21 protein-coding genes and 1 tRNA gene are annotated in these 21510 nt (G+C 69.3%); 11 read left to right on the top strand and 11 right to left on the bottom strand.

What is annotated here, in order from left to right; genetic code table 11:
• Positions 1 to 25: 25 nt before the first annotated feature.
• From ASF57_RS07690 to ASF57_RS07705, 4 genes are all read right to left on the bottom strand, one after another.
• Positions 26 to 946 (bottom strand): transglutaminase family protein, encoded by a 921-nt coding sequence (locus ASF57_RS07690; RefSeq protein WP_056190432.1) that lies wholly within the window; start codon positions 944 to 946, stop codon positions 26 to 28.
• A gap of 88 nt (positions 947 to 1034) precedes the next feature.
• Positions 1035 to 1565 carry a response regulator gene (locus ASF57_RS07695; protein WP_056482696.1) on the bottom strand — a complete coding sequence of 177 codons (531 nt, stop codon included), beginning with the start codon at positions 1563 to 1565 and terminating at the stop codon, positions 1035 to 1037.
• A 205-nt stretch (positions 1566 to 1770) separates the two neighbouring features.
• Complete coding sequence (locus ASF57_RS07700) at positions 1771 to 2970, bottom strand: transglycosylase SLT domain-containing protein (RefSeq protein ID WP_056481650.1); 1200 nt, start codon at positions 2968 to 2970, stop codon at positions 1771 to 1773.
• Between the two features lie 221 nt (positions 2971 to 3191).
• A tRNA-His gene (locus tag ASF57_RS07705) sits at positions 3192 to 3268 on the bottom strand.
• Between the two features lie 195 nt (positions 3269 to 3463).
• Here ASF57_RS07705 and ASF57_RS07710 point away from each other — a divergent pair.
• Positions 3464 to 5308, top strand: coding sequence for a chloride channel protein (locus tag ASF57_RS07710; RefSeq protein ID WP_056481653.1), 1845 nt, complete (start codon positions 3464 to 3466; stop codon positions 5306 to 5308).
• Positions 5309 to 5406: 98 nt separating this feature from the next.
• On the opposite strand, the gene ASF57_RS07715 is transcribed toward ASF57_RS07710, so the two are convergent.
• The 3 genes from ASF57_RS07715 to ASF57_RS07725 all read right to left on the bottom strand — a co-directional run bounded on the left by ASF57_RS07715 (position 5407) and on the right by ASF57_RS07725 (position 8185).
• Positions 5407 to 5625, bottom strand: a complete 219-nt coding sequence (locus tag ASF57_RS07715; protein WP_056481656.1) for a hypothetical protein — start codon at positions 5623 to 5625, stop codon at positions 5407 to 5409.
• 147 nt (positions 5626 to 5772) lie between these two features.
• Entirely contained in the window at positions 5773 to 6561 is a 789-nt protein-coding gene (locus tag ASF57_RS07720; RefSeq protein ID WP_056481659.1) for a YfdX family protein, read from the bottom strand.
• Between the two features lie 265 nt (positions 6562 to 6826).
• The gene (locus ASF57_RS07725) at positions 6827 to 8185 is read right to left on the bottom strand and encodes an MFS family transporter (RefSeq protein WP_056481662.1); all 1359 of its coding nucleotides are present in this window, start codon (positions 8183 to 8185) and stop codon (positions 6827 to 6829) included.
• A gap of 295 nt (positions 8186 to 8480) precedes the next feature.
• On the opposite strand from ASF57_RS07725, the gene ASF57_RS07730 reads away from it, so the two are divergent.
• The gene (locus ASF57_RS07730; RefSeq protein ID WP_056481665.1) at positions 8481 to 9323 is read left to right on the top strand and encodes a DUF1236 domain-containing protein; all 843 of its coding nucleotides are present in this window, start codon (positions 8481 to 8483) and stop codon (positions 9321 to 9323) included.
• Between the two features lie 58 nt (positions 9324 to 9381).
• Here ASF57_RS07730 and hrcA read toward each other — a convergent pair whose 3' ends face one another.
• Positions 9382 to 10437, bottom strand: a complete 1056-nt coding sequence (gene hrcA, locus ASF57_RS07735; RefSeq protein ID WP_200935846.1) for a heat-inducible transcriptional repressor HrcA — start codon at positions 10435 to 10437, stop codon at positions 9382 to 9384.
• Between the two features lie 435 nt (positions 10438 to 10872).
• On the opposite strand from hrcA, the gene ASF57_RS07740 reads away from it, so the two are divergent.
• The 4 genes from ASF57_RS07740 (at position 10873) to hemW (ending at position 13955) form a co-directional block, all read left to right on the top strand.
• Positions 10873 to 11181 carry a hypothetical protein gene (locus ASF57_RS07740; RefSeq protein WP_082503761.1) on the top strand — a complete coding sequence of 103 codons (309 nt, stop codon included), beginning with the start codon at positions 10873 to 10875 and terminating at the stop codon, positions 11179 to 11181.
• Between the two features lie 186 nt (positions 11182 to 11367).
• The gene (gene rph / locus ASF57_RS07745; protein ID WP_056481668.1) at positions 11368 to 12084 is read left to right on the top strand and encodes a ribonuclease PH; all 717 of its coding nucleotides are present in this window, start codon (positions 11368 to 11370) and stop codon (positions 12082 to 12084) included.
• Positions 12081 to 12713: an RdgB/HAM1 family non-canonical purine NTP pyrophosphatase gene (rdgB, locus tag ASF57_RS07750; RefSeq protein ID WP_056481671.1), complete on the top strand. Its 633-nt coding sequence runs from the start codon at positions 12081 to 12083 to the stop codon at positions 12711 to 12713. Before rph ends, rdgB begins: the two co-directional genes overlap by 4 nt.
• Before the next feature lie 63 nt (positions 12714 to 12776).
• Positions 12777 to 13955, top strand: a complete 1179-nt coding sequence (gene hemW / locus ASF57_RS07755) for a radical SAM family heme chaperone HemW (RefSeq protein ID WP_056481674.1) — start codon at positions 12777 to 12779, stop codon at positions 13953 to 13955.
• Here hemW and ASF57_RS07760 read toward each other — a convergent pair whose 3' ends face one another.
• Entirely contained in the window at positions 13956 to 15173 is a 1218-nt protein-coding gene (locus tag ASF57_RS07760) for a penicillin-binding protein activator (RefSeq protein ID WP_056481677.1), read from the bottom strand.
• Between the two features lie 119 nt (positions 15174 to 15292).
• On the opposite strand from ASF57_RS07760, the gene rsmI reads away from it, so the two are divergent.
• Both rsmI and ASF57_RS07770 read left to right on the top strand, forming a co-directional pair.
• The gene (gene rsmI / locus ASF57_RS07765; protein WP_056481680.1) at positions 15293 to 16246 is read left to right on the top strand and encodes a 16S rRNA (cytidine(1402)-2'-O)-methyltransferase; all 954 of its coding nucleotides are present in this window, start codon (positions 15293 to 15295) and stop codon (positions 16244 to 16246) included.
• Positions 16239 to 16616, top strand: a complete 378-nt coding sequence (locus ASF57_RS07770; RefSeq protein WP_244476859.1) for a YraN family protein — start codon at positions 16239 to 16241, stop codon at positions 16614 to 16616. The genes rsmI and ASF57_RS07770 overlap by 8 nt, the downstream gene beginning before the upstream one ends.
• Positions 16617 to 16637: 21 nt before the next feature.
• Here the strand turns inward: ASF57_RS07770 and ASF57_RS07775 are convergent, their stop codons facing one another.
• Positions 16638 to 17027 (bottom strand): response regulator, encoded by a 390-nt coding sequence (locus ASF57_RS07775; protein ID WP_056481682.1) that lies wholly within the window; start codon positions 17025 to 17027, stop codon positions 16638 to 16640.
• Positions 17028 to 17376: 349 nt separating this feature from the next.
• Between ASF57_RS07775 and ASF57_RS07780 the strand changes: the two genes are divergently transcribed.
• The 3 genes from ASF57_RS07780 to ASF57_RS07790 are packed head-to-tail and all read left to right on the top strand — an operon-like array spanning position 17377 to position 20185.
• The gene (locus ASF57_RS07780; protein WP_056481685.1) at positions 17377 to 18270 is read left to right on the top strand and encodes a glycine betaine ABC transporter substrate-binding protein; all 894 of its coding nucleotides are present in this window, start codon (positions 17377 to 17379) and stop codon (positions 18268 to 18270) included.
• The gene (locus ASF57_RS07785; RefSeq protein WP_056481688.1) at positions 18270 to 19454 is read left to right on the top strand and encodes an ABC transporter permease subunit; all 1185 of its coding nucleotides are present in this window, start codon (positions 18270 to 18272) and stop codon (positions 19452 to 19454) included. The genes ASF57_RS07780 and ASF57_RS07785 overlap by 1 nt, the downstream gene beginning before the upstream one ends.
• Positions 19442 to 20185: an ABC transporter permease subunit gene (locus ASF57_RS07790; protein ID WP_056481691.1), complete on the top strand. Its 744-nt coding sequence runs from the start codon at positions 19442 to 19444 to the stop codon at positions 20183 to 20185. Before ASF57_RS07785 ends, ASF57_RS07790 begins: the two co-directional genes overlap by 13 nt.
• Here the strand turns inward: ASF57_RS07790 and ASF57_RS26835 are convergent.
• Positions 20172 to 21503 carry a L,D-transpeptidase gene (locus ASF57_RS26835; protein ID WP_244476860.1) on the bottom strand — a complete coding sequence of 444 codons (1332 nt, stop codon included), beginning with the start codon at positions 21501 to 21503 and terminating at the stop codon, positions 20172 to 20174. The genes ASF57_RS07790 and ASF57_RS26835 overlap by 14 nt on opposite strands.
• Positions 21504 to 21510: the final 7 nt, after the last annotated feature.

Below are 21510 nucleotides of genomic sequence, written 5' to 3' on the forward strand. Positions count from 1 at the left end.
GGCAGCCTGGGGCGCACCCGGTCCTTCAACGCGCCACCTGCGGATCGGTCGCCCAAGGCTCCACGGCACTCGGCACGACTTCATCGACGTGGACGCTCACCGTCATGCCCAGATCATCCGCCGGAAACCCGAAGAACGACCCGTGCAGCGGCACGGCCTGACGCGGATCGCGTGCGACGGCGACGCGGATCAGGTCGCGATTTCCGACGATGCCGTTCGTCGGATCGAACTCGATCCACCCCGCACCAGGCAGGTAGACCTGCACCCAAGCATGAGTCGAGCCACCACCCACATGCCGGTCGCGATCCCCGCGTGGGTTGTAGAGGTAGCCCGAGACGAAGCGGGCCGCCATGCCGAGGGCGCGCACGGCCTCGATCATCAACACCGCGAAATCGCGGCAGCTGCCGCGCTTGAGCCGCAGGGTGGTGACCGGGTCCTGCACGCCCTTCTCGGAGCGCGCCAGATACGCGAAGTTGCGTCGGACGCTGCGCGTCATCTCGGCTAGGAGGTCCTGGGTTCCGATCCGTCCCGCCGGGGGGACGAAGCTGCGCGCCCAGCTATCGACCTCGTTGCGCGGGTCCGCGTATTGCCGCTCCATCGAGCGGCTGAGATCGGGGATGTCGTCGGCGCCGTAGCCGAACGGATAGAACGCCGCGTGCGGCGCGATCGGGAAGATCGGAGTCAGCTCGGGCGTGTGATCGAGGGTGATGGTGCACTCGAAGGTGAGCTGCGCCGCCCGCCCGGTGAACGACGCGACGGCCACGCAATTCCCGAAGACGTCATGGAGCCAGCGCAGCCCGCTCGGTTCCGGCGTGATCTTCAGGTTCGCCGAGATCAGGCGCTGATCGTAACTGTCGCGCGGCCGGAACAGGATGCGATGCTCACCGAAGGCCACCGGCTGTCGATAGCGATAGATGGTCAGGTGGCGGACGGACAGGATCGGCAAGGCGAGGGGCTCCACCACGCCGCGCGGCGTGGTCTGGTCGGCACGGACGCTGCGGGAAGCAATGCAAATCGTGCGCCGGGGAGCCTTATCAGGAAATGATGGGTTGCGGGGTGCTGGTCGCGAGATCGGCCTCGGTCAGCAGATCGAAGGGCCGCCACGGCTTCGGAATGAAGACCGCCTGGTCCGGCAGGCTGCTCGGACGCTCGGCCTTTCCGCCCGACGTCACCACCACACGGGCGGACGGCCACAGCAGCGCGATGGCGGAGGCCAGTTGCACCCCATCCATCGCCCCGGCAAGGCTGACATCGGCGAAGACCAGGGCGACATCGCCGCCGCGCTCGCGCATGACGTTGAGGGCGGCCTCGGCGCTATCGCACCCGAGCACGCCGAGTTCGGTATCGCTCAGGAGGGCCTCGGCCAGCGCGCGCGTGGCGGCATCGTCCTCGACCACCAGGGCGAGCTTGAGCGGCTGCGGCTTGGCCCGGGGCGCCGCTTCGGAGGCGGCCGCAGGTTCGGACTGAACCTGGCGAATCAGTGAGGCGAGGTGGTCGGGAATGCCCTCGGCGATCAGGTCGTCGTAGAACGAGGCCAGAGCCTGACCGATCCGGTCGAGGGACAGGCTCGGCGTCAGCGTGTCGCCGAGAGGAATCCGGCTCACGGACGACGAGCGATCCGCGTTGGTGCCTTTCGGGTCCGACAAGCAGGGCCTCCGCCGTTGGTGTCTCGGTGCGCCGCCACGAGCGGAGGCGCCGACATTAAAGCCCGGAGGTGACAGTCAGTTGCCGGAAATCATCCCTGGCCTGCGTTTGAGCCGGTACGGTGCCTCAATCCACCGCCGCATCGGCATAGGCCAGCACGCCGGCCATGGAGCGGACGTCGCGATAGCGGGCGCCGCGGGTGCTCATCATGGTCTCGAACTTCTCGTGCACCTGGGCCACCGACAGGCTCGCCGCCTTGCGACGCCCGCGCTGGGCGGCGAAGAAGATTGTCTTGTTGGCGCGCGCCGGGCCCGGCAGCATCTGGGCGGCCGCCGCCTTCGGCTTGTCGACCACCGTGGCAAGGAAGTCCTCGGCATCGTCCGGCCCGAGGAAGTGGGCGAGGTAGACCTCGCCGAGGGTGAGTTCGCGGCCGATCCGCAGGGCGATGCGGGCGGCGTCGCGCTTCAGCATCTCGCCGGCGAGCAGGGCGGACAGGTAGGGGTCGCGCCGCATCTCGAGGATGCGCGTGCGCTCGGCCGGGTCCGACACGGTGGGCCGGCCGTTGTCGCCGGTGACCACGAGGGCCGCATCGGTGGCGAGACCGTATTTCGGTCCGAAGTCGCGCACCACGCCCAACCAGGTCCGCTCGATGAACTGGAACAGGCCGGTGGCCGAGGAGGTCTGTGCCTGCACTTCGGTCTTGAAGCTGGATTCCTTGTCGGCCACCGCCATCAGCAGCACCGGATCGGTCTGCACCGCCTGCGCCGCCCGGACGATCTTCTGCACGAGGTGTCGCCGGATCTTCATCGGGCCGAACTCGATGACCTCGTTCGGGTCGCCGATCGAACTCTCGGTGAGGAGGTAGTCATAGGACACCCGGTCGACCGCGTTGGAGCCGAGTTCGGTGTCGAGGTCGTGGACCGGCGCGAAGGCCGAGGACGCGGTGATCGCCGCCGGGGTGGGCGACACGGAGGCGGGCAGGGTGGCCGAGGCGGAGGCCTGAAAGATGACCGGCATCGGCTGGACGCGGGGGCGCGGCATCGCGATCTCGGTCATGGCCTGGGCCGACTGGACGACACCGGCCTCCGGACCGACGCCGTAGGACAGGACCGCGCCGAGGCCGCCGGCCAGGAGCAGCATCGAGAGCACCGAGCGGGTCAGGGCCGGGCGGCTGCCGTGATCGTGGCCGACGCGTCCCGACAGGGTCAGCGCTTCGGAGCCGTCCGGCGCTGCGACGGAGCCGAAGCGCGGTGCGAGCGATCCTTTATGAGCCTGCGAGTTCTTGGCGAAGACGGTCCGCGACGATCCGACGTTTCGACCCTGCATCTGCTCGACCCAACCTCGTTCCCTGACCTGGATTGAGATTAGCTTGCGAGATGTGGCGACAACACGGCCCAGTTTGGGGCAATCCCGTGGCAAGTTTGTCTCAGTGTCGAGAGCGCTGGCGCACACCCCGGCACGTTTCGGGCGCGCCGCGCAAAAGTGGGACTTAAACGCGAAAAGCGGCCCTGCTCACGCACGACCGCCCGACACTTCGATTCACAGAATGGTACCACTGCCCCGGCTCGAACGGGGGACCTCTTGATCCACAATCAAGCGCTCTAACCAACTGAGCTACAGCGGCACTGCGGGCGATCTATCCCGAGCCGCGCCGCATTTCAAGCCGCCTTCGGCCGATCGTCGGCAAAAGTGTGGATCTGTCCCGGCCTGTCAGGGCCATGCGTGCCCGGTTCAGCCATCGACGCCTCTATCAGCCGCAGGGTAAGGGGAGGCCTCGATGCCTCTCCGTCGCCGTCCGCGACCGCTTCCAGCCCGGCCCATGCCCCTGCGCAACCGCTCTTCCTCTTCGCCGGCTGCCCGACAGGTGCTCGTGCAGGCGCCGGGGCGACTGCGCGCCCTCGTGCGCGGCAGCGAAATCGGCCTTATCGTCCTGGCCGGCCTGATCGGATGCGCCTCCGGCCTGTCGGTGGCGGCGATGAACCGGGCGACGCAGGCGATGCGCGAGGTGCTGTACGGCCTGCCGCCGGGCATGCGCCTCAGCGCCGCTACGGATCTCTCGCCCCTGGCGATCCTGCTGGCGCCCGCCTTCGGCGGCGTCCTGCTCGCGCTGTTCACCCTCGCGCTGCGCTGGCGCCGGCGCCCCCGGCGCGCGCCGGTCGACCCCATCGAGGCCAACGCCCTGCACGGCGGGCGCATGTCGCTTAGTGATTCCACCGTGGTGGTGATCCAGAACACGATCTCCAACGGCAGCGGCGTCTCGGTGGGCATGGAGGCGGCCTACACGCAGTTCTGTGCCGGCGTCGCCTCCCGCCTCGGCCTGTCCTTCGAATTGCGGCGCGCCGACCAGCGCACCCTGGTGGGCTGCGGGGCGGCCGCCGCCATCGCGGCAGCCTTCGGCGCCCCCCTGACCGGCGCGTTCTATGCCTTCGAACTCATCATCGGGACCTATTCCATCGCCACCTTGACGCCCGTCGTGGTGGCCGCCCTGTGCGGCAGCGTCGTCGCCCGGGCGCTGGTGGCGCAAACCTCCCTCGTCACGGTCGACCGGGCCGACGCGATCACCACCACGGTGCTGACGACCCTCGACACGGTGCCGAGCCTCACCCTCGGGCTGCTCTGCGCCGGGCTCGGCATCCTGATCATGCGCGGCGTCACCCTGGTCGAGGCCGGCTTCCGCATCACCCGTCTGCCCGCGCTCTGCGCCCCGGTGGTGGGAGGCCTCTGCGTCGGCGGATTGGCGCTCCTGGCCTCGCCCCAGGTCCTGTCCGGCGGGCACGGGGCGCTGCACCTGCACCTGGAGGCGCATGGCAACGCCCTCGGCCTCTCCGCCCTCATCGTGCTGTTCGTCGCCAAGGCGATCGCCTCGGCGATCTCCATCGGCTCCGGCTTCCGCGGCGGCCTGTTCTTCGCCTCGCTCTTCCTCGGCGCCGTGGCGGGCGAGATCTTCGCGGTCGGGATGCCGCTGATCCTGCCCGGAATGGTGAATTTCGGCCTGACCCCGCTCGCCTACGCGGTGATCGGCATGAGCTCCCTGTCGGTGGCGGTGATCGGCGGGCCGCTGACCATGACGTTCCTCGCCCTCGAACTCACCGGCAGCTTCCCGATCACCGGCCTGGTGCTGGTGGCGGTGATCGCCTCCTCCCTGACCGTGCGCAAGACCTTCGGCTACTCCTTCGCGACCTGGCGCTTCCATCTCCGGGGCGAGAGCATCCGCAGCGCGCATGACGTCGGCTGGATCCGGACGCTGACGGTGGGCCGGCTGATGCGCCGCGAGGTCTCGACGGCCTCCATCGACCAGAGCCTCGCCAGCTTCCTGCGCAAGCACCCGCTCGGATCGCCCTCACGGGTGGTGATGGTGGACGGGGACGGCCGCTACGCCGGGATCGTGCTCGTGCCCGAAGCCCATGCGGCCCTCTTGGAGACGGAGGGGGCTTCGCCCGATCTCGCCAGCCTCCTGCGCCATCGCGACGATGTTCTGACCGCCGAGATGAATGCCAAGGCGGCGACGGCGGCGTTCGACAGGACCGAGAGCGAAGCTCTGGCGGTGGTGGAGGACCTGAAGACCCGCAAAGTCATCGGCCTGCTGACCGAGAGCCACACGCTGAAGCGCTACAGCGAGGAACTGGACCGCCAGCGCCGGGCGGTGCTGGGCGAGGCGACCTGACGCGTAGGCCGGGCGCGGAATAGGCAGGACCAGAACATGTCGGCGGGTGGCGGGCCGGATCGCCTAACGTGCCGGCCCGCGCGACAGGCCGGGTGTGGTCACGAATCGGGATGATTGCGGCGCCATCCGAAGATTCCGAAGGCGAGCAGGCTCGCCGATCCCATCATGACGAGGCTCCAGCCCCAGTCGCTCGGCAATTGGCCGTCGACGGGGTGGCCGAACAGGCCGGAGGCCAGGACGAGGCCGAACCCCGTGACGGCGGCCGAGCACAGAAGGCCGAGGCTGATCCCGATACTGATCACGGTGGGTACCTTCATCGACGGATCTCGGACGAACCGGGCCGGAAGCAGGGCGCGAGACGCCGAACGGGAAGATCCGCCCGGCGCAGGGGCCACCTCCGGCACGGATGCGAGCCGCACCCCCTCGTGAGGGGAAGCGGCTCGCATCCGTCCGGGATCGGACCCTTACTTCTTGACCGTCGTGCCGGTGGCGGCGGGAGCCGTCGCGGCGGCGGCGGCCGGAGCCGGCGCAGCGGCAGCCGCGCCCTTCTGTGGCATGCTCACCATATCGACGATGTCGAAGCGCAGCCCGTCCTCCGCCTTCTTCAGGACGGCGTTGGCTTCATAGTACTTGCCCTGGTTTATCAGGGTCGCCGCCTGGTCGACATCGGTGGTGGTCTGATCGAGCGGCACCACCGCCAGGACGAAGTTCACATCGACGCCCGCGAGCTTGAGCTGGTCGATGGCGGCCTTGCGATCACCCTTCTCCAGGCTCTTGTTGGCGGTCGCCACCGCGGCGGCCTTGGCCGGCGACGCGACGAAGTCCTCGCCCAGGGTCAGCTGCCCGTCGACCGGAACCCAAGCGGTTTGCTTGGTCGATGGCTTGGCAGCATCGGAAGATTTGCTCGCCTCGGTGGCGGGTGCGGACTTCTTGGGCGTCGCGTGCAGATCGGTTTCCGCCTTCGTGAAGACCGACTCGTCCGTCTTCACCTTGGTGAGCGCCGCCTGAGCCTTGCCGATCAGGTCCTTGGCCTGGGTCGGATCGGCGTTGAAGATGGCGATCCGGGCGAGGTGCAGGTCGCGGAAGGCCTGCGCGCCGTCCTTGGACAGCTTTCCGACGTCGCGATCCGCCGCCTGCTGGGCCGCCGAGATCGGGGGAGCGGCCTGCGCGGCCGGCTTGTCGTTGGCGAAAGCCACGCCGCCGAGGAGCGATGTCGCAACAAGTGCGGCGGCAACGGTTCTGATGCGTTTCATGACAATACCTCCAGAAGGGAGCGGCGACCGAGTGTGTGTTGGAGGAATAGGGTCGCGCCAAACCTCTCTTTTGTCGTGATATTGATTTTGCCCTCGCCCCGTGTCACGTTAATTAATCGTCAGCATTCCGTCATCAAATCACCGTTGACAAACATGCTGATAAAGGAGCCGATCAAAACCAGTTTGATCTGAAACCCGCAGGCATAAAAAAAGCACGCGGTGCAGGAGCACCGCGTGCGATTTCGATTGCAGGGCCGTGGCGCCGTCAGGCGGCCGAGAGCCGGGTCTTGCGCGTCAGCGCCTCCTCGACCGTCCCGTCGCCGTCGAGATATCCGTGGCGCTTCGGGTTCGGCATGATCAGCGAGGCGATGAAGGCGATGCCGAGCATCACGGTCACGTACCAGAAGAAGCTGCTCTCGGAGCCGATCTGCTTCAGGTACAGGGCTACCGCCTCCGCGGTCCCGCCGAACAGCGAGTTGGCGATGGCGTAGGACAGGCCGACGCCCAGCGCCCGCACCTGGGTGGGGAACAGCTCGGCTTTCACGATGCCGCTGATGCCCGTGTAGAAGCTGATCACAATCAGGCCGACCATGATCAGCGCGAACGACAGCACCGCGTTCTGCGTCGAACCGATGGCGGTCATCAGCGGCACCACCATCAGGGTGCCGAGGCCGCTATAGAGCAGCATGTTGGCCTTGCGGCCGATCCGGTCCGAGAGCCAGCCGAAGAAGGGCTGGATGATCATGTAGACGAACAGGGCTGCGGTGGAGATCTGCGAAGCGGTGACCTTGTCGATATGGGCGGTGTTGAAGAGATACTTCGGCATGTAGGTGGTGAACGTGTAGAAGCTCAGCGAGCCGCCGGCCGTATAGGCCAGCACCACGCAGAAGGCGCGCCAGTGCTTGAACAGGGCGGCGAAGGTGCCGGAATCCTTCTTGGCCATGTCCTCCTTGGTGGCGGTCTCCTGCAGCGACGAACGCAGGTAGAGAGCGACCACGGCCGCGACGGCACCGATGACGAACGGGATGCGCCAGCCCCAGGCGGTGAGTTCCTGCGCGGTGAGGAAGCTCTGGAGGATGATCAGCACCAGCGAGGCCAGCAGCTGGCCGCCGATCAGGGTGACGTACTGGAACGAGGCGAAGAATCCGCGCCGGCCCTTCACGGCGATTTCGCTCATGTAAGTGGCGCTGGTGCCGTACTCGCCGCCCACCGACAGGCCCTGGATCATCCGCGCGAGCAGCAGCAGTGCGGGGGCGAGATGGCCGGCCGTCGCGTAGGTCGGCAGGACTGCGATCATCAGCGAGCCGGCGCACATCATCAGCACCGAGATCAGCATCGATTTCTTGCGGCCGAGGCGATCGGCGATGCGGCCGAAGAGCCAGCCGCCGATTGGCCGCATGAAGAAGCCGACGGCGAAGACGGCGGCCGATTTCAGAAGCTGGCTGGTGTCATCCCCCTCGGGGAAGAAGACGGGCGCGAAGTAGAGGGCGAAGAAGGCGTAACAATAGAAATCGAACCACTCGACGAGGTTGCCCGACGAGGAGGCGACGATCGCCTTGATTCTGCGGCGGCTATCCGCCGCTTCGTCCGCCCTGTGCGTGAGTGTCCCCGGCCCACCTGTCATCCGTCTCGTCCCTGTGCTCTCGGCGTCGCCGGTCGGCGGCGTCTTTGGCGCGGACGTTACTCTGTGAGGCTGGTTTCACAAGCCCGCTCAGCGGGTTGGCGTACACCGACAAGATCAACGGCAAACTTGGCTGTGGAAGACCGATCGCTAAGCTTACGCAGCCCGTACAAAATGCCCGCGCGGCAAACGTCGTAAGATCAGACCAAGAAAAGACGGAACGGTCTTTCGTAGAACTTCGTTGCGGAGGGCGACGGCACGGGACGGTGCTTCCCACAACGAGACTGGAAACGACCCCATGAGCAAGCTCTTCCGGAGCACGGTAGCGGCAACGGCCCTTCTTCTCGGCGCAACGACGGCGTTCGCGCAGGCCGGCCCGGGTGGTGGCGCGGGCGGTGGTGCCGCCGGCGGTGCAGGTGGTGGCGCCGGTATGGGCGCGGGTGGTGGTGCCGGAGGCGCGGGCATGGGAGCCGGCGGCGCGGGCGGCGGCGGGATGCGCGGCGGGACCGGTGGCGCTGAAACCGGGGCTGGCGCCGGATCGCGCGGCGAGGCCGGTGGAGCCGGCGCGCGCGGGGCCGAAGGCGGTGCGGGTCCGCGCGGCGGTGAGCGCCCGGGACAGGCAACCGGCGAACGGGGCGGTCGCGAGACCGGTGGCGCTGCAACGCGGGACGGCGCGGCCGACCGAGACGGCCGGGCAGACCGGGACGTGAAGGGTGATCGCGACGGCAAGGCGGATCGTGACGGCAAGGCGGATCGTGACGGTAAGGCCACCCGCGATGGAAAAGCCGATCGTGATGGCCGGGCCGACCGGGACGACCGCGGCGGACGGGACGGTCGGTCGGATCGCGATAGCAGAGGTGATCGGGGAGCCGTGCGCGGAGCCTATGGCCGTCTCGCGGCCCCGCAGCGCACGGAGTTCCGTCAGAGCGTGATCCGCCGTGGAGTTCCGCGTCTGGCCGCCGGCGTGTTCGCTCTCAGCGTCGGCACGGCCATCGCCCGCAGCTACACCCTCTACGACCTGCCGCCGGACATCGTCCGGATCGCGCCCGAATACGAGGATTACCGCTACGTGCTGGTCGGCGACGACATCGTCATCGTCGATCCCGACACCTACGAGATCGTCGACGTGATCCGCGGCTGATCGTCGGTCGCACGCAATGCGGAGGCGGAGCTTCGGCTCCGCCTCCCACGGGTGTCGCTCAGCGCTTGCGATCCAGCAGCCCGGAGACCACCCGGGCGGTGTAATCGACCATCGGCACGATGCGGGCGTAGTTCAGCCGCGTCGGACCGATGACCCCGACGACGCCGACGATCTTCTGCGAGCCGTCGCGGAACGGCGCCGCGATCATCGACGATCCGGACAGGGAGAACAGCTTGTTCTCCGAGCCGATGAAGATGCGCACGCCCTCGCCGCCCTCGGCGCGCGACAGCAGTTCGATCACATCCTTCTGGGTCTCGAGGTCGTCGAAAAGCAGGCGGATGCGCTCAAGATCCTCTGCGGCGCGCAGGTCGTCGAGGAGGTTCGACTGTCCGCGCACGATCAGCTGGCGCGCATCCGAAGGGCCGACGCTGACGGCGAGACCGGCATCGACCAGCCGCTCGGTGATGGCGTCGAGTTCCCGCTTCATCACCTGGCGGCCGGATTCGATCTCGGCCCGCAACGACCCGAGCGTCCGTCCCTGCAGGCGGGCGTTCAGGTAATTCGAGGCCTCCTGCAGGGCGCTGGCGGGCAGGCCGGGCGGCAGGTCGAGCAGGCGGTTCTCCACCGAGCCGTCGTCGGAGACCAGGACCACGAGGGCACGGGTCGGGTCGAGACGCACGAATTCGATGTGCTTCAGATGCACGTTGGTCTTGGTGGTCAGCACCACTCCGGCCCCGCGGGAGACGCCGGAGAGCAGCATCGAGGCTTCGGCCAGCGCCGAATCGAAGGTGTGGCCGGACGCGGCCGCGCGCATCTGGGTCTCGATCCGCTCCTGTTCCTCGCGCCCGACATCGCCGACCTCCAGCATGGCGTCGACGAAGAAGCGCAGGCCCTGCTCGGTCGGCAGCCGCCCGGCCGAAGCGTGGGGCGCGAAGATCAGGCCGGAATGCTCGAGATCCGCCATGACGTTGCGGATCGAGGCGGGCGAGAGGGACATCGGCAGGATGCGCGCGAGGTTGCGCGAGCCGACGGGTTCACCGGTGGTGAGATAACTTTCGACGATCTGACGGAAGATCTCGCGCGAGCGCTCGTTCAGCGCGCTGAGAACCTGCATCTGCTGCACGGTCGAAAAGGGGCGGGCGGGCTCGGTCACGATCCATTCCTGAGACGGGGAGTGTGACGTCCTCCACGGGTTAATACAATCCACCGTGCCGTCGCCAGGCCGGACTCGGGCCGGAAAGGCGGCGCCGCGCCTTCACGAACGCGCGGCGCTGACAACGCACCGCTTCCAAACGCACCGCGGCACCGAAACGATACGCCCGGCCTTTCCCACGCCGTTTGCCTCATGAGAAGCAAGACCGCGCCGCTGCCCAAAGAAACAGCTTGGCCATTTGCGACGATCCGGCCGGGTCGTGCGTTCCCGTATCCCGCGATTTGCCGGGCCTATCGTTCTCCGGCTCGCTCGCCCATCGCGATCTGCATGGGTGCGTCGTCGGTGAACACCCGCCGGCGAATCGCTCAAGCCGAAGCCACCAGGAGGCAGAGACCCATGAGACACTCAGCTCGATCCGGCCTGATCAAGTCGTTCGCCATCGTTCTCGCGATGGTCGGCGCCATGCTGTTCGGCGCACCCCAGGGTGCCCAGGCCGCCCCCGCCATGGTGTCCACCGAAGTCGCCGCTCCGGCCGTCGGCCTCACCCAGGTGCAGTATGGCGGCCATTGGCGTCATCATCGCCGCGGCTTCCGGCACCACCACCATCGCGGCCGCCACTTCGGCCATCACCATCGCCGCCATTTCGGCCATCATTACGGTCACCGCCGCGGCCATCACTTCGGTCACCGCCGCTACCGCTACTGAGCGCATTCGTGCCACGGGCCGCCCTTCGGGGTGGCCCTCTTCGGCCACGGGCCGCCCTTCGGGGCGGCCCTCCTCGTATAGGCCATCCCCCGTCCGCCGGCAGGCCTCGCGTGACAGCCTCGCTTGCAGGCCCGGACCCGGACCCGTAAAGCCCGCTCCCAACCCTGATTCTGGAAGGAGAGCGGCATGCGCCCCTCGAAGCGCGCGACCGACGAAATGCGCACGGTGACCCTGGAGCGTGCCGTCTCCCGCCATGCCGAGGGCTCCTGCCTCGTCAGCTTCGGCGACACCAAGGTCCTGTGCACGGCCTCGCTCGAAGAGCGTGGCCCGGGCTGGCTGCGCGGCTCCGGCAAGGGCTGGGTGACGGCCGAATATTCGATGCTGCCGCGCGCCACCCACGAGCGGACCCGGCGCGAGGTGAATTCCGGCAAGCCCTCGGGCCGCACCCAGGAGATCCAGCGTCTGATCGGCCGCTCGCTGCGCGCCGTCACCAACCTGCCGGCGATGGGCGAACGCCAGATCACGGTCGATTGCGACGTGATCCAGGCCGATGGCGGCACCCGCACCGCTGCGATCACCGGCGCCTGGGTCGCCCTGCACGAGTGCTTCACCTGGATGCGCAGCCGCTCGATCATCTCGGTCGACCCCCTCCGCGACCACGTGGCGGCGATTTCCTGCGGCATCTACAAGGGCAAGCCGGTGCTCGACCTCGACTACGACGAGGATTCCGCGGCCGAGACCGACGCCAACTTCGTCATCACGGGCACCGGCGGCCTCGTGGAGGTGCAGGGCACCGCCGAGGGCAAGCCGTTCTCGGAAGACGAGCTGCTCGAATTGCTGCGCCTCGCCAAGGGTGGGGTCCAGTCCCTCGTCGTCCTCCAGAAGCAGGCTATTGGCGTATGAGCGACCCTCGCATCCTCACGGGCCGCGTCGTCATCGCGACCCACAATGCCGGCAAGCTCGTCGAGATGCGCGAGTTGCTGGCACCCTTCGGCGTCGATGCGGTCTCGGCCGGCGAACTCGGCCTGCCCGAGCCGGACGAGACCGGAACGATGTTTGCCGAGAACGCCGCCCTCAAGGCGCTCGCCGCCGCGACGGCCTCGAATCTGCCGGCCTTTGCCGATGATTCCGGTCTGTGCGTGAACGCGCTGGACGGGGCGCCCGGGCTGTTCTCGGCCCGCTGGGCCGGGCCGTCGAAGGATTTCGCGGGCGCCATGGCGCGCATCGCCGCGGAACTCGACAAGCGCGGCGCTACCACCCGGCGGGCGCATTTCGTCTCCGCCCTGGTGATCGCCTGGCCGGACGGCCACACCGAGACCTTCGAGGGACGGGTCTTCGGTGAACTCGTGGCTCCTCGGGGCGCGAGCGGCTTCGGCTACGATCCGATGTTCCTGCCCGACGGTTACGACCGCACCTTCGGTGAGATCTCTTCGGAGGAAAAGCACGGCGTCGACTGGCAGACCGGCAACGCCCTGTCGCACCGCGCCCGCGCCTTCGTGCTCCTGGCGCAGAGCTGCCTGCGGCGTCCCTGAAACCGGCGGCGGGATTGCCAAACCGCAATCCCGCGCGCACATCCGCCCCATGACGTGCGCCCCATGACCAAACCGACAGGCCCGGACCATCCGACCCGCGATGCCGGGTTCGGGGTCTATGTCCACTGGCCCTTCTGCGCCTCGAAGTGCCCCTATTGCGACTTCAACAGCCATGTGCGCCATGCGCCGGTGGACGAGGTCCGCTTCCTCAAGGCCTTCAGGGCCGAGATCGCCCATGTGGCGGCGCGCACGCCCGGGCGCACCGTGTCGAGCGTCTTCCTCGGCGGCGGCACGCCCTCCCTGATGCAGCCCGCCACCGTGGCGGGGCTCCTCGACGCCATCGGCGGGGCCTGGACCGTGGCACCCGAGGTCGAGATCACCCTGGAGGCCAATCCCACCAGCGTCGAGGCGGAGCGCTTTCGCGGCTACCGCGCCGCCGGGGTCAACCGCGTTTCCCTCGGCGTCCAGGCCATGGACGACGTCTCCCTGAAGCAGCTCGGACGCCTGCACAGCGCCGCGGAAGCCATGGCGGCGGTCCGGGTCGCCGCCGCCCATTTCGAGCGCTACTCCTTCGACCTCATCTATGCGCGCCCGGATCAGAGCCCGGCCGCTTGGCGGGCCGAACTGGAGGGCGCCATCGCGCGGGCGGCCGAACACCTGTCGCTCTATCAGCTCACCATCGAGCCCGGCACGCCGTTCTACGGTCTCGCCGCCGCCGGCAAGCTGGTGCCGCCGGACGACGATTCCGCCCGCCTCCTCTACGACGTGACCCAGGAGGTCTGCGACCGCGCCGGGCTCTCCGCCTACGAGATCTCGAACCACGCCCGTCCGGGCGCGGAATCACGCCACAACCTGCTGTACTGGCGCTACGGCGAATATGCGGGTATCGGCCCCGGCGCCCACGGTCGCCTCGTCGGGGCGGAGGGCCGGATCGGCACCGTCACCGAGCGGGCGCCGGAAGCCTGGCTCGCCCGCGTCGAGCGCGACGGTCACGGCATCGTCGAGACCGAGACCCTGGCGGCCTCCGACCAGGGCGACGAATTCCTGATGATGGGCCTGCGCCTGCGCGAGGGTATCGACCCGCGCCGCTACGCGCTCCTGAAAGGCAGAGTCCTCGACCCGGCGCGGATCGACGGCCTCGTCGCCGACGGGCTGATCGCCCGACATGCGGGCGGCCGCATCGCCGCGACCCCGGCCGGGGCGCCGGTGCTCAACGCCGTGGTGGCCGCGCTCGCCGCCTGATCAGGTGCCCGAGGGCGTGAGGGTGCGCGGGGCGGGACTGACGACGACCGGAGCGCCGGAGCGGATCTCGTAGACCGCCAGCGCCCGGTCGCTCGGGCCGTCCGGCCGGAACCGGAACGTCCCGTCGATCCCGGAGAAGCCCGACGGATTGGTGAGGGTGGTGTCGGCGAAGCGCTGCGAGCCGAACTGGCGCGACAGGGCCGCCATCAGCGAAACGGCGTCGTACGCGAGGGTGGCGACGCGCGGCGGCACCGATCCGAACCGGGCCTGATAGCGCTGCGAGAAGCCGTTGAAACCGGCCGCGTCCGGTGCCGCGAACCAGCCGCCCTGGAGCGCCGGCAGGGCGAACACCCGGGGATCGTTCCAGACGGCGGTGCCGATCGGCCGGACCCGCGTGGGTGAGAAGTTCGCCTTGGTGAGGGCGGCCGCCACGGCCCCGAGACCGTCCGGGGTATCGGGCAGGAACAACGCGTCGGCCTGCGCCGCCGGGCCGGTGATGAGGCCGGACAGGCGGCCGATGGCCGGGCCGGGATTGCCCGCGGGATAGCGCTCGATGGCGACCAGCCGGGCGCCCTTGCGCGCCACCGCCTCTCGGAACTGCGCCTCGACCGCCTGGCCGTAGCTCGTTTCCGGGATCACCGCCGCGAAGGATTTCCGACCCGCCGCCACCGATTCGTCGACCACCCGGTCCACCTCGGCCTGGGGCAGGAAGCTCAGCAGATAGGTGCCGCGCGCGGCGACGCCGGAATCGGTCGAGAAGGCGATCAGCGGTTTGCCGGCCGGCCGGATCACGCCGGCCGCCGCCTGGACATTGGCGGCAAACAGCGGGCCGAGGACGAGTTCGGCCCCGTCCGCCAAGGCCGCCTGGGCCGCCTCGCGCGCGCCGTCCGGCGAGCCGCGATCGTCCTTCACCAGGATCTGCAGGTCGGGCTTCTGGAAATCCTCGATCGCGAGTTCGGCCGCGTTGCGCATCGCGGTGCCCACGGCGGAGCCCGGTCCGGAGAGCGGCACCACCAGCGCCACCTTGACGGTTCCGGTGCCGATCCGGCCCGCTGCCACGGCGCCGGGCACATCGGGGGCAACCACCTCGACCGGCGTGGTCGCCGGAGCCCGCCGGCTCACGCGCGCGCCGCCATCCGGCCCTCCGACGCAGGCCGAGAGCCCCAGAAGGGTCACGAGGCCCACCAGTCCGGATTGCAGCCTGTTCCCGCGCCCCATCGGAGGACCTCCTGTCGCCAGCCGACGCCCCACGCATAAAGTCTGAGGATCAAAAGTAAATGTGAGCCCCCCGTCACAGCGCATTCCGCTTGTGGGTCCGATCGTGGCAAGGTCGGTTCATGACGCAGAAGATCGACACCCGTACCCGTCGGCGCCGGGACGCGGCGGATGGCAAGCCGCCCGCCACCTTCACGGCCTTCGGCCTCGCGGCGGAGGCGGAATCCATCGAGCCGGGCCTGCACGTGGTGGCGACGCCGATCGGCAACCTCAAGGACGTCTCGTTCCGGGCGCTGGCGACGCTGGCCGCCGCCGATGCGGTGCTGGCCGAGGACACCCGCGTCACCCGCACGCTGCTGATGCATTACGGGATCACCACGCCCCTCGTGGCCTATCACGAGCACTCGAACGCGGCGGTGCGCGAGCGGATGGTCGCCCGGATGCAGGCCGGCGAAGCCCTGGCGCTCGTCTCGGACGCGGGCACCCCGCTGGTTTCCGACCCGGGCTTCAAGCTGGTGCAGGCCGCGATCGAGGCCGGCCTCAGCGTCACCCCCATTCCCGGCCCCTCGGCGGTGATGACCGCCATCGTGGCCGCCGGCCTGCCGACCGACCGGTTCTTCTTCGAAGGCTTCCTGCCGGCGAAATCCGGCGCGCGCTGCAACCGTCTCGAAGCCCTCGGGCAGATCCACGGCACCCTCGTGCTGTTCGAATCCCCGCATCGGTTGCCCGAGATGCTGGTCGATGCCGTGGCGGTACTCGGCGCGAGCCGCCCGGCGGCGGTCGCCCGCGAATTGACCAAGCTCTACGAGACGATCCGGCGCGGCAGCCTCGGCGACCTCGCCGCGCTCTACGCGGAGGAGGGGGCACCGAAGGGCGAGGTGGTGGTGATCATCGGCACGCAGGCCGAGGTGCCCGACGCGGCCGCAACCGACGCCGGCATCGACGCGGCCCTGACGGCCGCCCTGGCGCGTCACTCGATCAAGGACGCCGCCACCCTGGTGGCGGAGGAGACCGGTCAGCCGCGCCGCGTCGTCTATGCCCGCGCCCTGGCGCTGGCCCGTCGCGACGATGCCTGACGGGCGATCCGAAGCGCATCGACGCGCCACCGAACGGCGCGGACGCATCGCCGAGACTCTGGCGCTGCTCGCCTTGATGCTGAAGGGCTATCGCCCCCTCGGTTCGCGCTTCCGCGCCGCCGGAGGCGAGATCGACCTGATCGTCCGGCGCGGCGACACCATCGCGTTCGTCGAGGTCAAGGCGCGGGGGACGCTGGATGAGGCGCGGGCCGCCATCGACGCCCGCAAGGTCGCGCGCTTCTCACGGGCCGCACGGGCCTGGATCAGCCGGCATCCGGCCGCCGGGGGCGCCACGTTCCGGGCCGATGCGATGTTCGTCGCGCCGGGTCGCTGGCCCCGTCACGTGACGGATGCCTTCCCGATCACGTAAGGTCAGGCCGATCGCGTGAGGTCAGGCGCGGGCGGCGGCGACGGCGGCGATCAGCGTCCGCTTGAGATCGGCCTGGCTGAAGGGCTTCTGCACCACCGGATGATCCCGGAACGGCTCGCGGATGCCGGCCCCGCCATAGCCGGTGGAGAACACGATGGGGAGGTTGCGCCCCACGATCGCCTCGGCCACCGGATAGATCGGCTCACCCGCGACGTTGACGTCGAGAATGGCGACCTCGAAACTCTCGTTCTGCGCCATTTCCAGGGCTGTCGACAGGCGCGCGGCCGGTCCGACGACGGTGCAGCCGAAATCCAGCAGCATGTCTTCGAGAAGCATCGATATCGCCGCTTCGTCCTCGACGACAAGCACGCGAGCCCCGTTGAGAAGGTCTTCGTCCACTTGAGCACTCACGCCGGGGCTTCTTCCCTTCGATTCGTTCGAAATTCCAGAACACCTTCAGGAAGGATGTTCAGGTCCTCGCTCCCACCGTGTGCCATTGCCGCCGAGCATCCCGAAGGATGAACGAACCCGAGAGACTGCGAGGCGCATGTTACGCCCCGGCACAGAGCGAGCCGTCGCCCGTTCCGCGAAGCGTGTCAAGCGTCCCGGGACGGCCGGATGCCCTCAACACGGCAGCAATGTTACGCTGTGATACATTTCGGACTCGCGTCGAACGCTCCCTAGGCAGGACACCCGCTTGTACCAACAACATAAGTTAAGTGGATCATCCTTCGTCCGGAAGCTGACGCGACGCACCGTCATGACCGGCCTCGCCGCCTCGGGCTTGCTGGCGAGCGACGCGGGCCTGGGTCTCACCCCCTTGGTGGTCGCTTCGAAAAGCGACACCGAAGGGGCCCTGACAGGCGCGATGATCGCGCTGGTGCTCGAACGGCTCGGGCTTCCGGTGCAGCGCAGGCTCGGCCTCGGACCGACCTTGATCGTCCGGGCGAGCCTGCTGGCGGGGGACATCACGATTTACCCCGAATATACCGGGAACGGCGCCTTCTTCACCGGGACGGAGAGCGATCCGGCATGGAAATCGGCTGAGAGCGCCTACGACACCATCCGCCGGAGCGATGCGGAGCGGGGATTGGTCTGGCTCACGCGCGCCCCGGCCAACAACACCTGGCTGATCGCGGTCAACGGCGCTCTTGCGCGGCGTGAGCGCCTCGCCACCATGGTGGATTTCGCGCGCGCCGTCCGGGGCGGTCTCATCCGCCTCGCAGCCTCCACCGAGTTCGTCGAGAGCCCCGCAGCCTTGCCGGCCTTCGAAGCGGCCTACGGCTTCTCCCTGCCGCTCGACCGCATCGTCAGCCTGCCGGGCGGCGATACGTCGGTGACCGCCCGCGCCGCCGCGCAAGGCATCTCCGGCGTGAATGCCGGCATGGTCTATGGCACCGATGGCGCCCTCTCGGCCCTCGATCTGACCGTGATGAGCGATCCCCAGGGCGCCCAGATCGTCTACGAGGTGGCGCCGGTGATCCGGCAGGCCGACCTGGCGCGCCATCCCGGGATCGCACCCGCCCTCGCGCGGGTCTTTCAAAGCCTCGACGCCGCCACGCTGCGGCGCCTTAACGCCCGTATCACGGTCGACGGGGAGGTCGCCGAGGCCGTGGCGGCCCGCTACCTGTCCGAGACCGGATTGCTGCCGTGATGCCGGCCCGCTCGGCGACACCCCCCAGCATCGGTTTCCGCTTGCTGCTGCCGATCCTCGCGACCGCCTTGGGTTTCGGCGCCCTCGTCCTGGCACTGACGGAGATGCCCCTCCTGAACCTCGCCGGGAATCGCTTGGCGCAGGGTCGGCCGCTCTTCGCCGGTCTCGTTCTCGGAGGGCTGCTCCCCGTGATCCTGGCCCTGAGTGGCCTCGCCCTCGGGCTCCTGATGGGGTCGAGGCGACGCGCTTCGGCCGGAGCCGCGATCGTGCTTCTCGCTGGCGCCGTTTTGGCCCTGGCCTACGGGCTCGGCGACGGCGCAGCCCGGAGCCTCGGGGGCCTCCCCCCGGCAGCGCGCGCCAGCCTTGGCCCGGGAAGCTGGTTCGCCGCCGCGCTGCTGATGACGGGCGTCGGCCTCGCGGTTCGGCGCGCCGACCGTCCGGGTCTCGGCTGGCTGATCACCCTCGGGGGCATCCTCGGCTTCGGTCTGCTGGCGAACAGCGGCGCCGTCGGCGCCCTGTCGCTCGCCGTCGAGTATGCGGCCCGTCGGGAGGCGGTGAATGCGGCGATCGGCGAACACCTCATCCTGTCCGGCGCAGCGCTCGGCCTCGCTGGAATCGGGGCCGTCCTGCTCTCGTTGCCGCGCCGGGGGCAGGGCGTCGTCGCGATGGTGCTCACCGGCGTGCAGGTGATACCCGCCGTCGCCCTGCTGGGCGCCCTGGTCGCTGTCACGGCCGGACTCCTGCGCGCGCTTCCGATCCTGCGCGATCTCGGCCTCTCGGCGCTCGGGCCGGCGCCGGCGATCGTCGCCATCGCGGCCTACCTGGCCCTGCCGCTCTGGCGCGGCCTCGCCCTGGCGCTGCGCTCCCCCGACCACGCGAGCCTGGAGGCCGCCGAGGCCATGGGACTCAGCCCCGGGCAGATCCTGATCCGCCTGCGCCTTCAACTCGGCGCGCCGATCCTGGTGGGCGCCCTGCGGGTCGCCGCCGTGCAGAGCCTCGGCCTCGCCACCCTCGGCGCATTGGTGGGAGCCGGGGGCCTCGGACGGATCGTCTTCGACGGGATGGCCCAGTTCGCGCCCGACCTGATCCTTCTCGGCGCCATTCCGGTGGTGGCCCTCTCGCTCGGGACCGAGCGCGGCCTCAGCGCCGTCGAAGCGGCAGCGCGCCGGCGGTGGCACGCGTGAGGATCAGCCTGCATCCCGCCCTCGGATTCAGCCTCTCGGGCCTCATCCTGGCCATCGCCAGCCACCCGGCCGTGGCGAGCCGCGTCGCCGACGCGCTCGGCGAGCCCGCCCGTCGGCCGCTGGAGACCGTGCGCCTCCTCGATCTGGCGGGTCGGCACCTCATCCTCGCCGGAACCGGCCTGGCGCTGGTGGCGCTCCTCGGCATCGGCCTCGGCCTCCTGGTCACCCGCCGCTTCGCAGCTCCATGGCGTCCGGCCGTCGATGGCCTCGCCGCGGCGGCCCAGGCCGTGCCGCCGGTCGTGGTGGTGGCTCTCGCCCTGCCAATCCTCGGCTTCGGCGGGCCGCCGACGCTGCTGGCCCTCGTGGCCTACGGCATCATGCCGGTGCTGCGCGGCACGGTGGGTGCCATCGAGGGGGTGGCCCCGGAGGTTCGCGAAGCCGGCCGGGCGATCGGCCTGAACCGGTGGCAGGTCCTGCTGCGCATCGAACTGCCCCTGGCCGCGCCCGACCTCGTCGAGACCCTGCGCACCGCACTGGTGCTTGCCATCGCCACGGCCGCGGTCGGCGCCCTCGCGGGTGCCGCGACCCTCGGCACGCCCATCGTGGCCGGCCTTCAGAACCAGAACACCGTGGCGATGCTTCAGGGCACCGCCGCGACGGCAGCCCTGGCCTTCCTGGCGGATGCCGCGCTCCTGACGGCGGTCGCCCTGTGGCGCGCTACTCGTCCTTGAAGACCACTTCGGCGCCGCGCGTGACCCGGGTGGCGAGATCGCGGGCGTCCCAGTTGGTCAGGCGAATACAGCCGTGCGATTCGGTCTTGCCGACCTTCTCGGGCTCCGGCGTGCCGTGGATGCCGTAGGACGGGATCGACAGGTCGATCCAGACCACGCCGACAGGGTTGTTGGGGCCGGGCGGGATCGTAAACTTGGTCTTCGCCTTCACGCCGGCGAATTGGTATTTCGGGTCGTAGGTGTAGGTCGGCGCGTAGGCGACGCCCTCGACCTTGGCCGTGCCGGATGGCGCGGGCTTCTCCTCGCTGCCGATCGAGGCGGGATAGAAGGCCACGAGCTTGCCCTCCTTGTCGAAGGCCCGCACGGATCGGCTTTCCTTGTCCACCTCGATGCGCGTCACGTCCTTGGGATCGCGCGCCTTCGCGTCGTCCGGGTTCGACGGATCGGTTTTGCTCTGGTCGGACTTGGTTTGCCGGGCCTTGGTCTCGTCGGACTTGGCTTGGTCGGACTTGGCTTGGTCGGACTTGGCCTGGTCGACCTTGTCTTGCCCGGCCTTGGCCTCCTTGCCCTTGCTCCCGGAATCCTTCGCGTCGTCCTCCTTGGCCGGGCGCTTCGATCCTATCTCCTCGCGTTTCCGCTTCTCTTCGGGCTTCGGCTTGCCGGTCTCCAGCGCGGGCACCGCCGCCACCACGATGACGGTCCCGGCCTTGTCGAAGGCGACGTCGGGATTGAGGGCGGCGAGCAGGTCGGGCGACATGTGGAAGCGCTCGGCCAGCATCTCGCGCGGGCTGGTGTAGCCGAGCGCATCGAGATCGGCCTGGGCCTCCATCTTCGGCGGAATGGACTCGACATAGGGACCGGCCGCGTCGGCGTCGCTGATGGTGTATTCGGTCAGCACCGGATCGGGGCTGGTCGCCTGCAGCTTCTCGGCAAGCTCGGGCTTCACCCCGTTGCCGGGCTTCGACTCCTTGGCAGCCTTGAGGCCGTTGGCACTGGCGAAGGCGGCGAGCGCACCGCGCAGGTTGTCGCCATCGCGGCCATCGATCGCTCCGGGCGAGAAATGCGCCCGGTCCAGCAGGATCTGAGCCTTGATCAGGGCCGGCTCCGGCCGCTTCGTTCCGCTCCGCTTCGCTTTGTCGGTCTCGGCGGACCCATCGCCCCGGACCAGGGTCGCGGATTCCACCGCCTCGCGCGTCAGGCTGGGCGCTTCGCCCGTCTTCCTGTCGTCATCCTTCGGCGCGGCCGAAGCCGTGCTTCCCAGCAGAAGCAGAGTGAGAACGGCGAAGCCGCCACCGATCGATCGTCCGCCCTGAATCACCCGAAAC

Source organism: Methylobacterium sp. Leaf117 (genome assembly GCF_001422985.1).
Lineage (GTDB): Bacteria > Pseudomonadota > Alphaproteobacteria > Rhizobiales > Beijerinckiaceae > Methylobacterium.

Coding starts and splice junctions, on each gene's coding strand:
- ASF57_RS07700 (WP_056481650.1), bottom strand. CDS start 2,970: ATGCAGGGTCGAAACGTCGGATCGTCGCGGACCGTCTTCGCCAAGAAC.
- ASF57_RS07710 (WP_056481653.1), top strand. CDS start 3,464: ATGCCCCTGCGCAACCGCTCTTCCTCTTCGCCGGCTGCCCGACAGGTG.
- ASF57_RS07715 (WP_056481656.1), bottom strand. CDS start 5,625: ATGAAGGTACCCACCGTGATCAGTATCGGGATCAGCCTCGGCCTTCTG.
- ASF57_RS07720 (WP_056481659.1), bottom strand. CDS start 6,561: ATGAAACGCATCAGAACCGTTGCCGCCGCACTTGTTGCGACATCGCTC.
- ASF57_RS07725 (WP_056481662.1), bottom strand. CDS start 8,185: ATGACAGGTGGGCCGGGGACACTCACGCACAGGGCGGACGAAGCGGCG.
- ASF57_RS07730 (WP_056481665.1), top strand. CDS start 8,481: ATGAGCAAGCTCTTCCGGAGCACGGTAGCGGCAACGGCCCTTCTTCTC.
- hrcA (WP_200935846.1), bottom strand. CDS start 10,437: ATGCAGGTTCTCAGCGCGCTGAACGAGCGCTCGCGCGAGATCTTCCGT.
- ASF57_RS07740 (WP_082503761.1), top strand. CDS start 10,873: ATGAGACACTCAGCTCGATCCGGCCTGATCAAGTCGTTCGCCATCGTT.
- rph (WP_056481668.1), top strand. CDS start 11,368: ATGCGCCCCTCGAAGCGCGCGACCGACGAAATGCGCACGGTGACCCTG.
- rdgB (WP_056481671.1), top strand. CDS start 12,081: ATGAGCGACCCTCGCATCCTCACGGGCCGCGTCGTCATCGCGACCCAC.
- hemW (WP_056481674.1), top strand. CDS start 12,777: ATGACCAAACCGACAGGCCCGGACCATCCGACCCGCGATGCCGGGTTC.
- ASF57_RS07760 (WP_056481677.1), bottom strand. CDS start 15,173: ATGGGGCGCGGGAACAGGCTGCAATCCGGACTGGTGGGCCTCGTGACC.
- rsmI (WP_056481680.1), top strand. CDS start 15,293: ATGACGCAGAAGATCGACACCCGTACCCGTCGGCGCCGGGACGCGGCG.
- ASF57_RS07770 (WP_244476859.1), top strand. CDS start 16,239: ATGCCTGACGGGCGATCCGAAGCGCATCGACGCGCCACCGAACGGCGC.
- ASF57_RS07780 (WP_056481685.1), top strand. CDS start 17,377: ATGACCGGCCTCGCCGCCTCGGGCTTGCTGGCGAGCGACGCGGGCCTG.
- ASF57_RS07785 (WP_056481688.1), top strand. CDS start 18,270: ATGCCGGCCCGCTCGGCGACACCCCCCAGCATCGGTTTCCGCTTGCTG.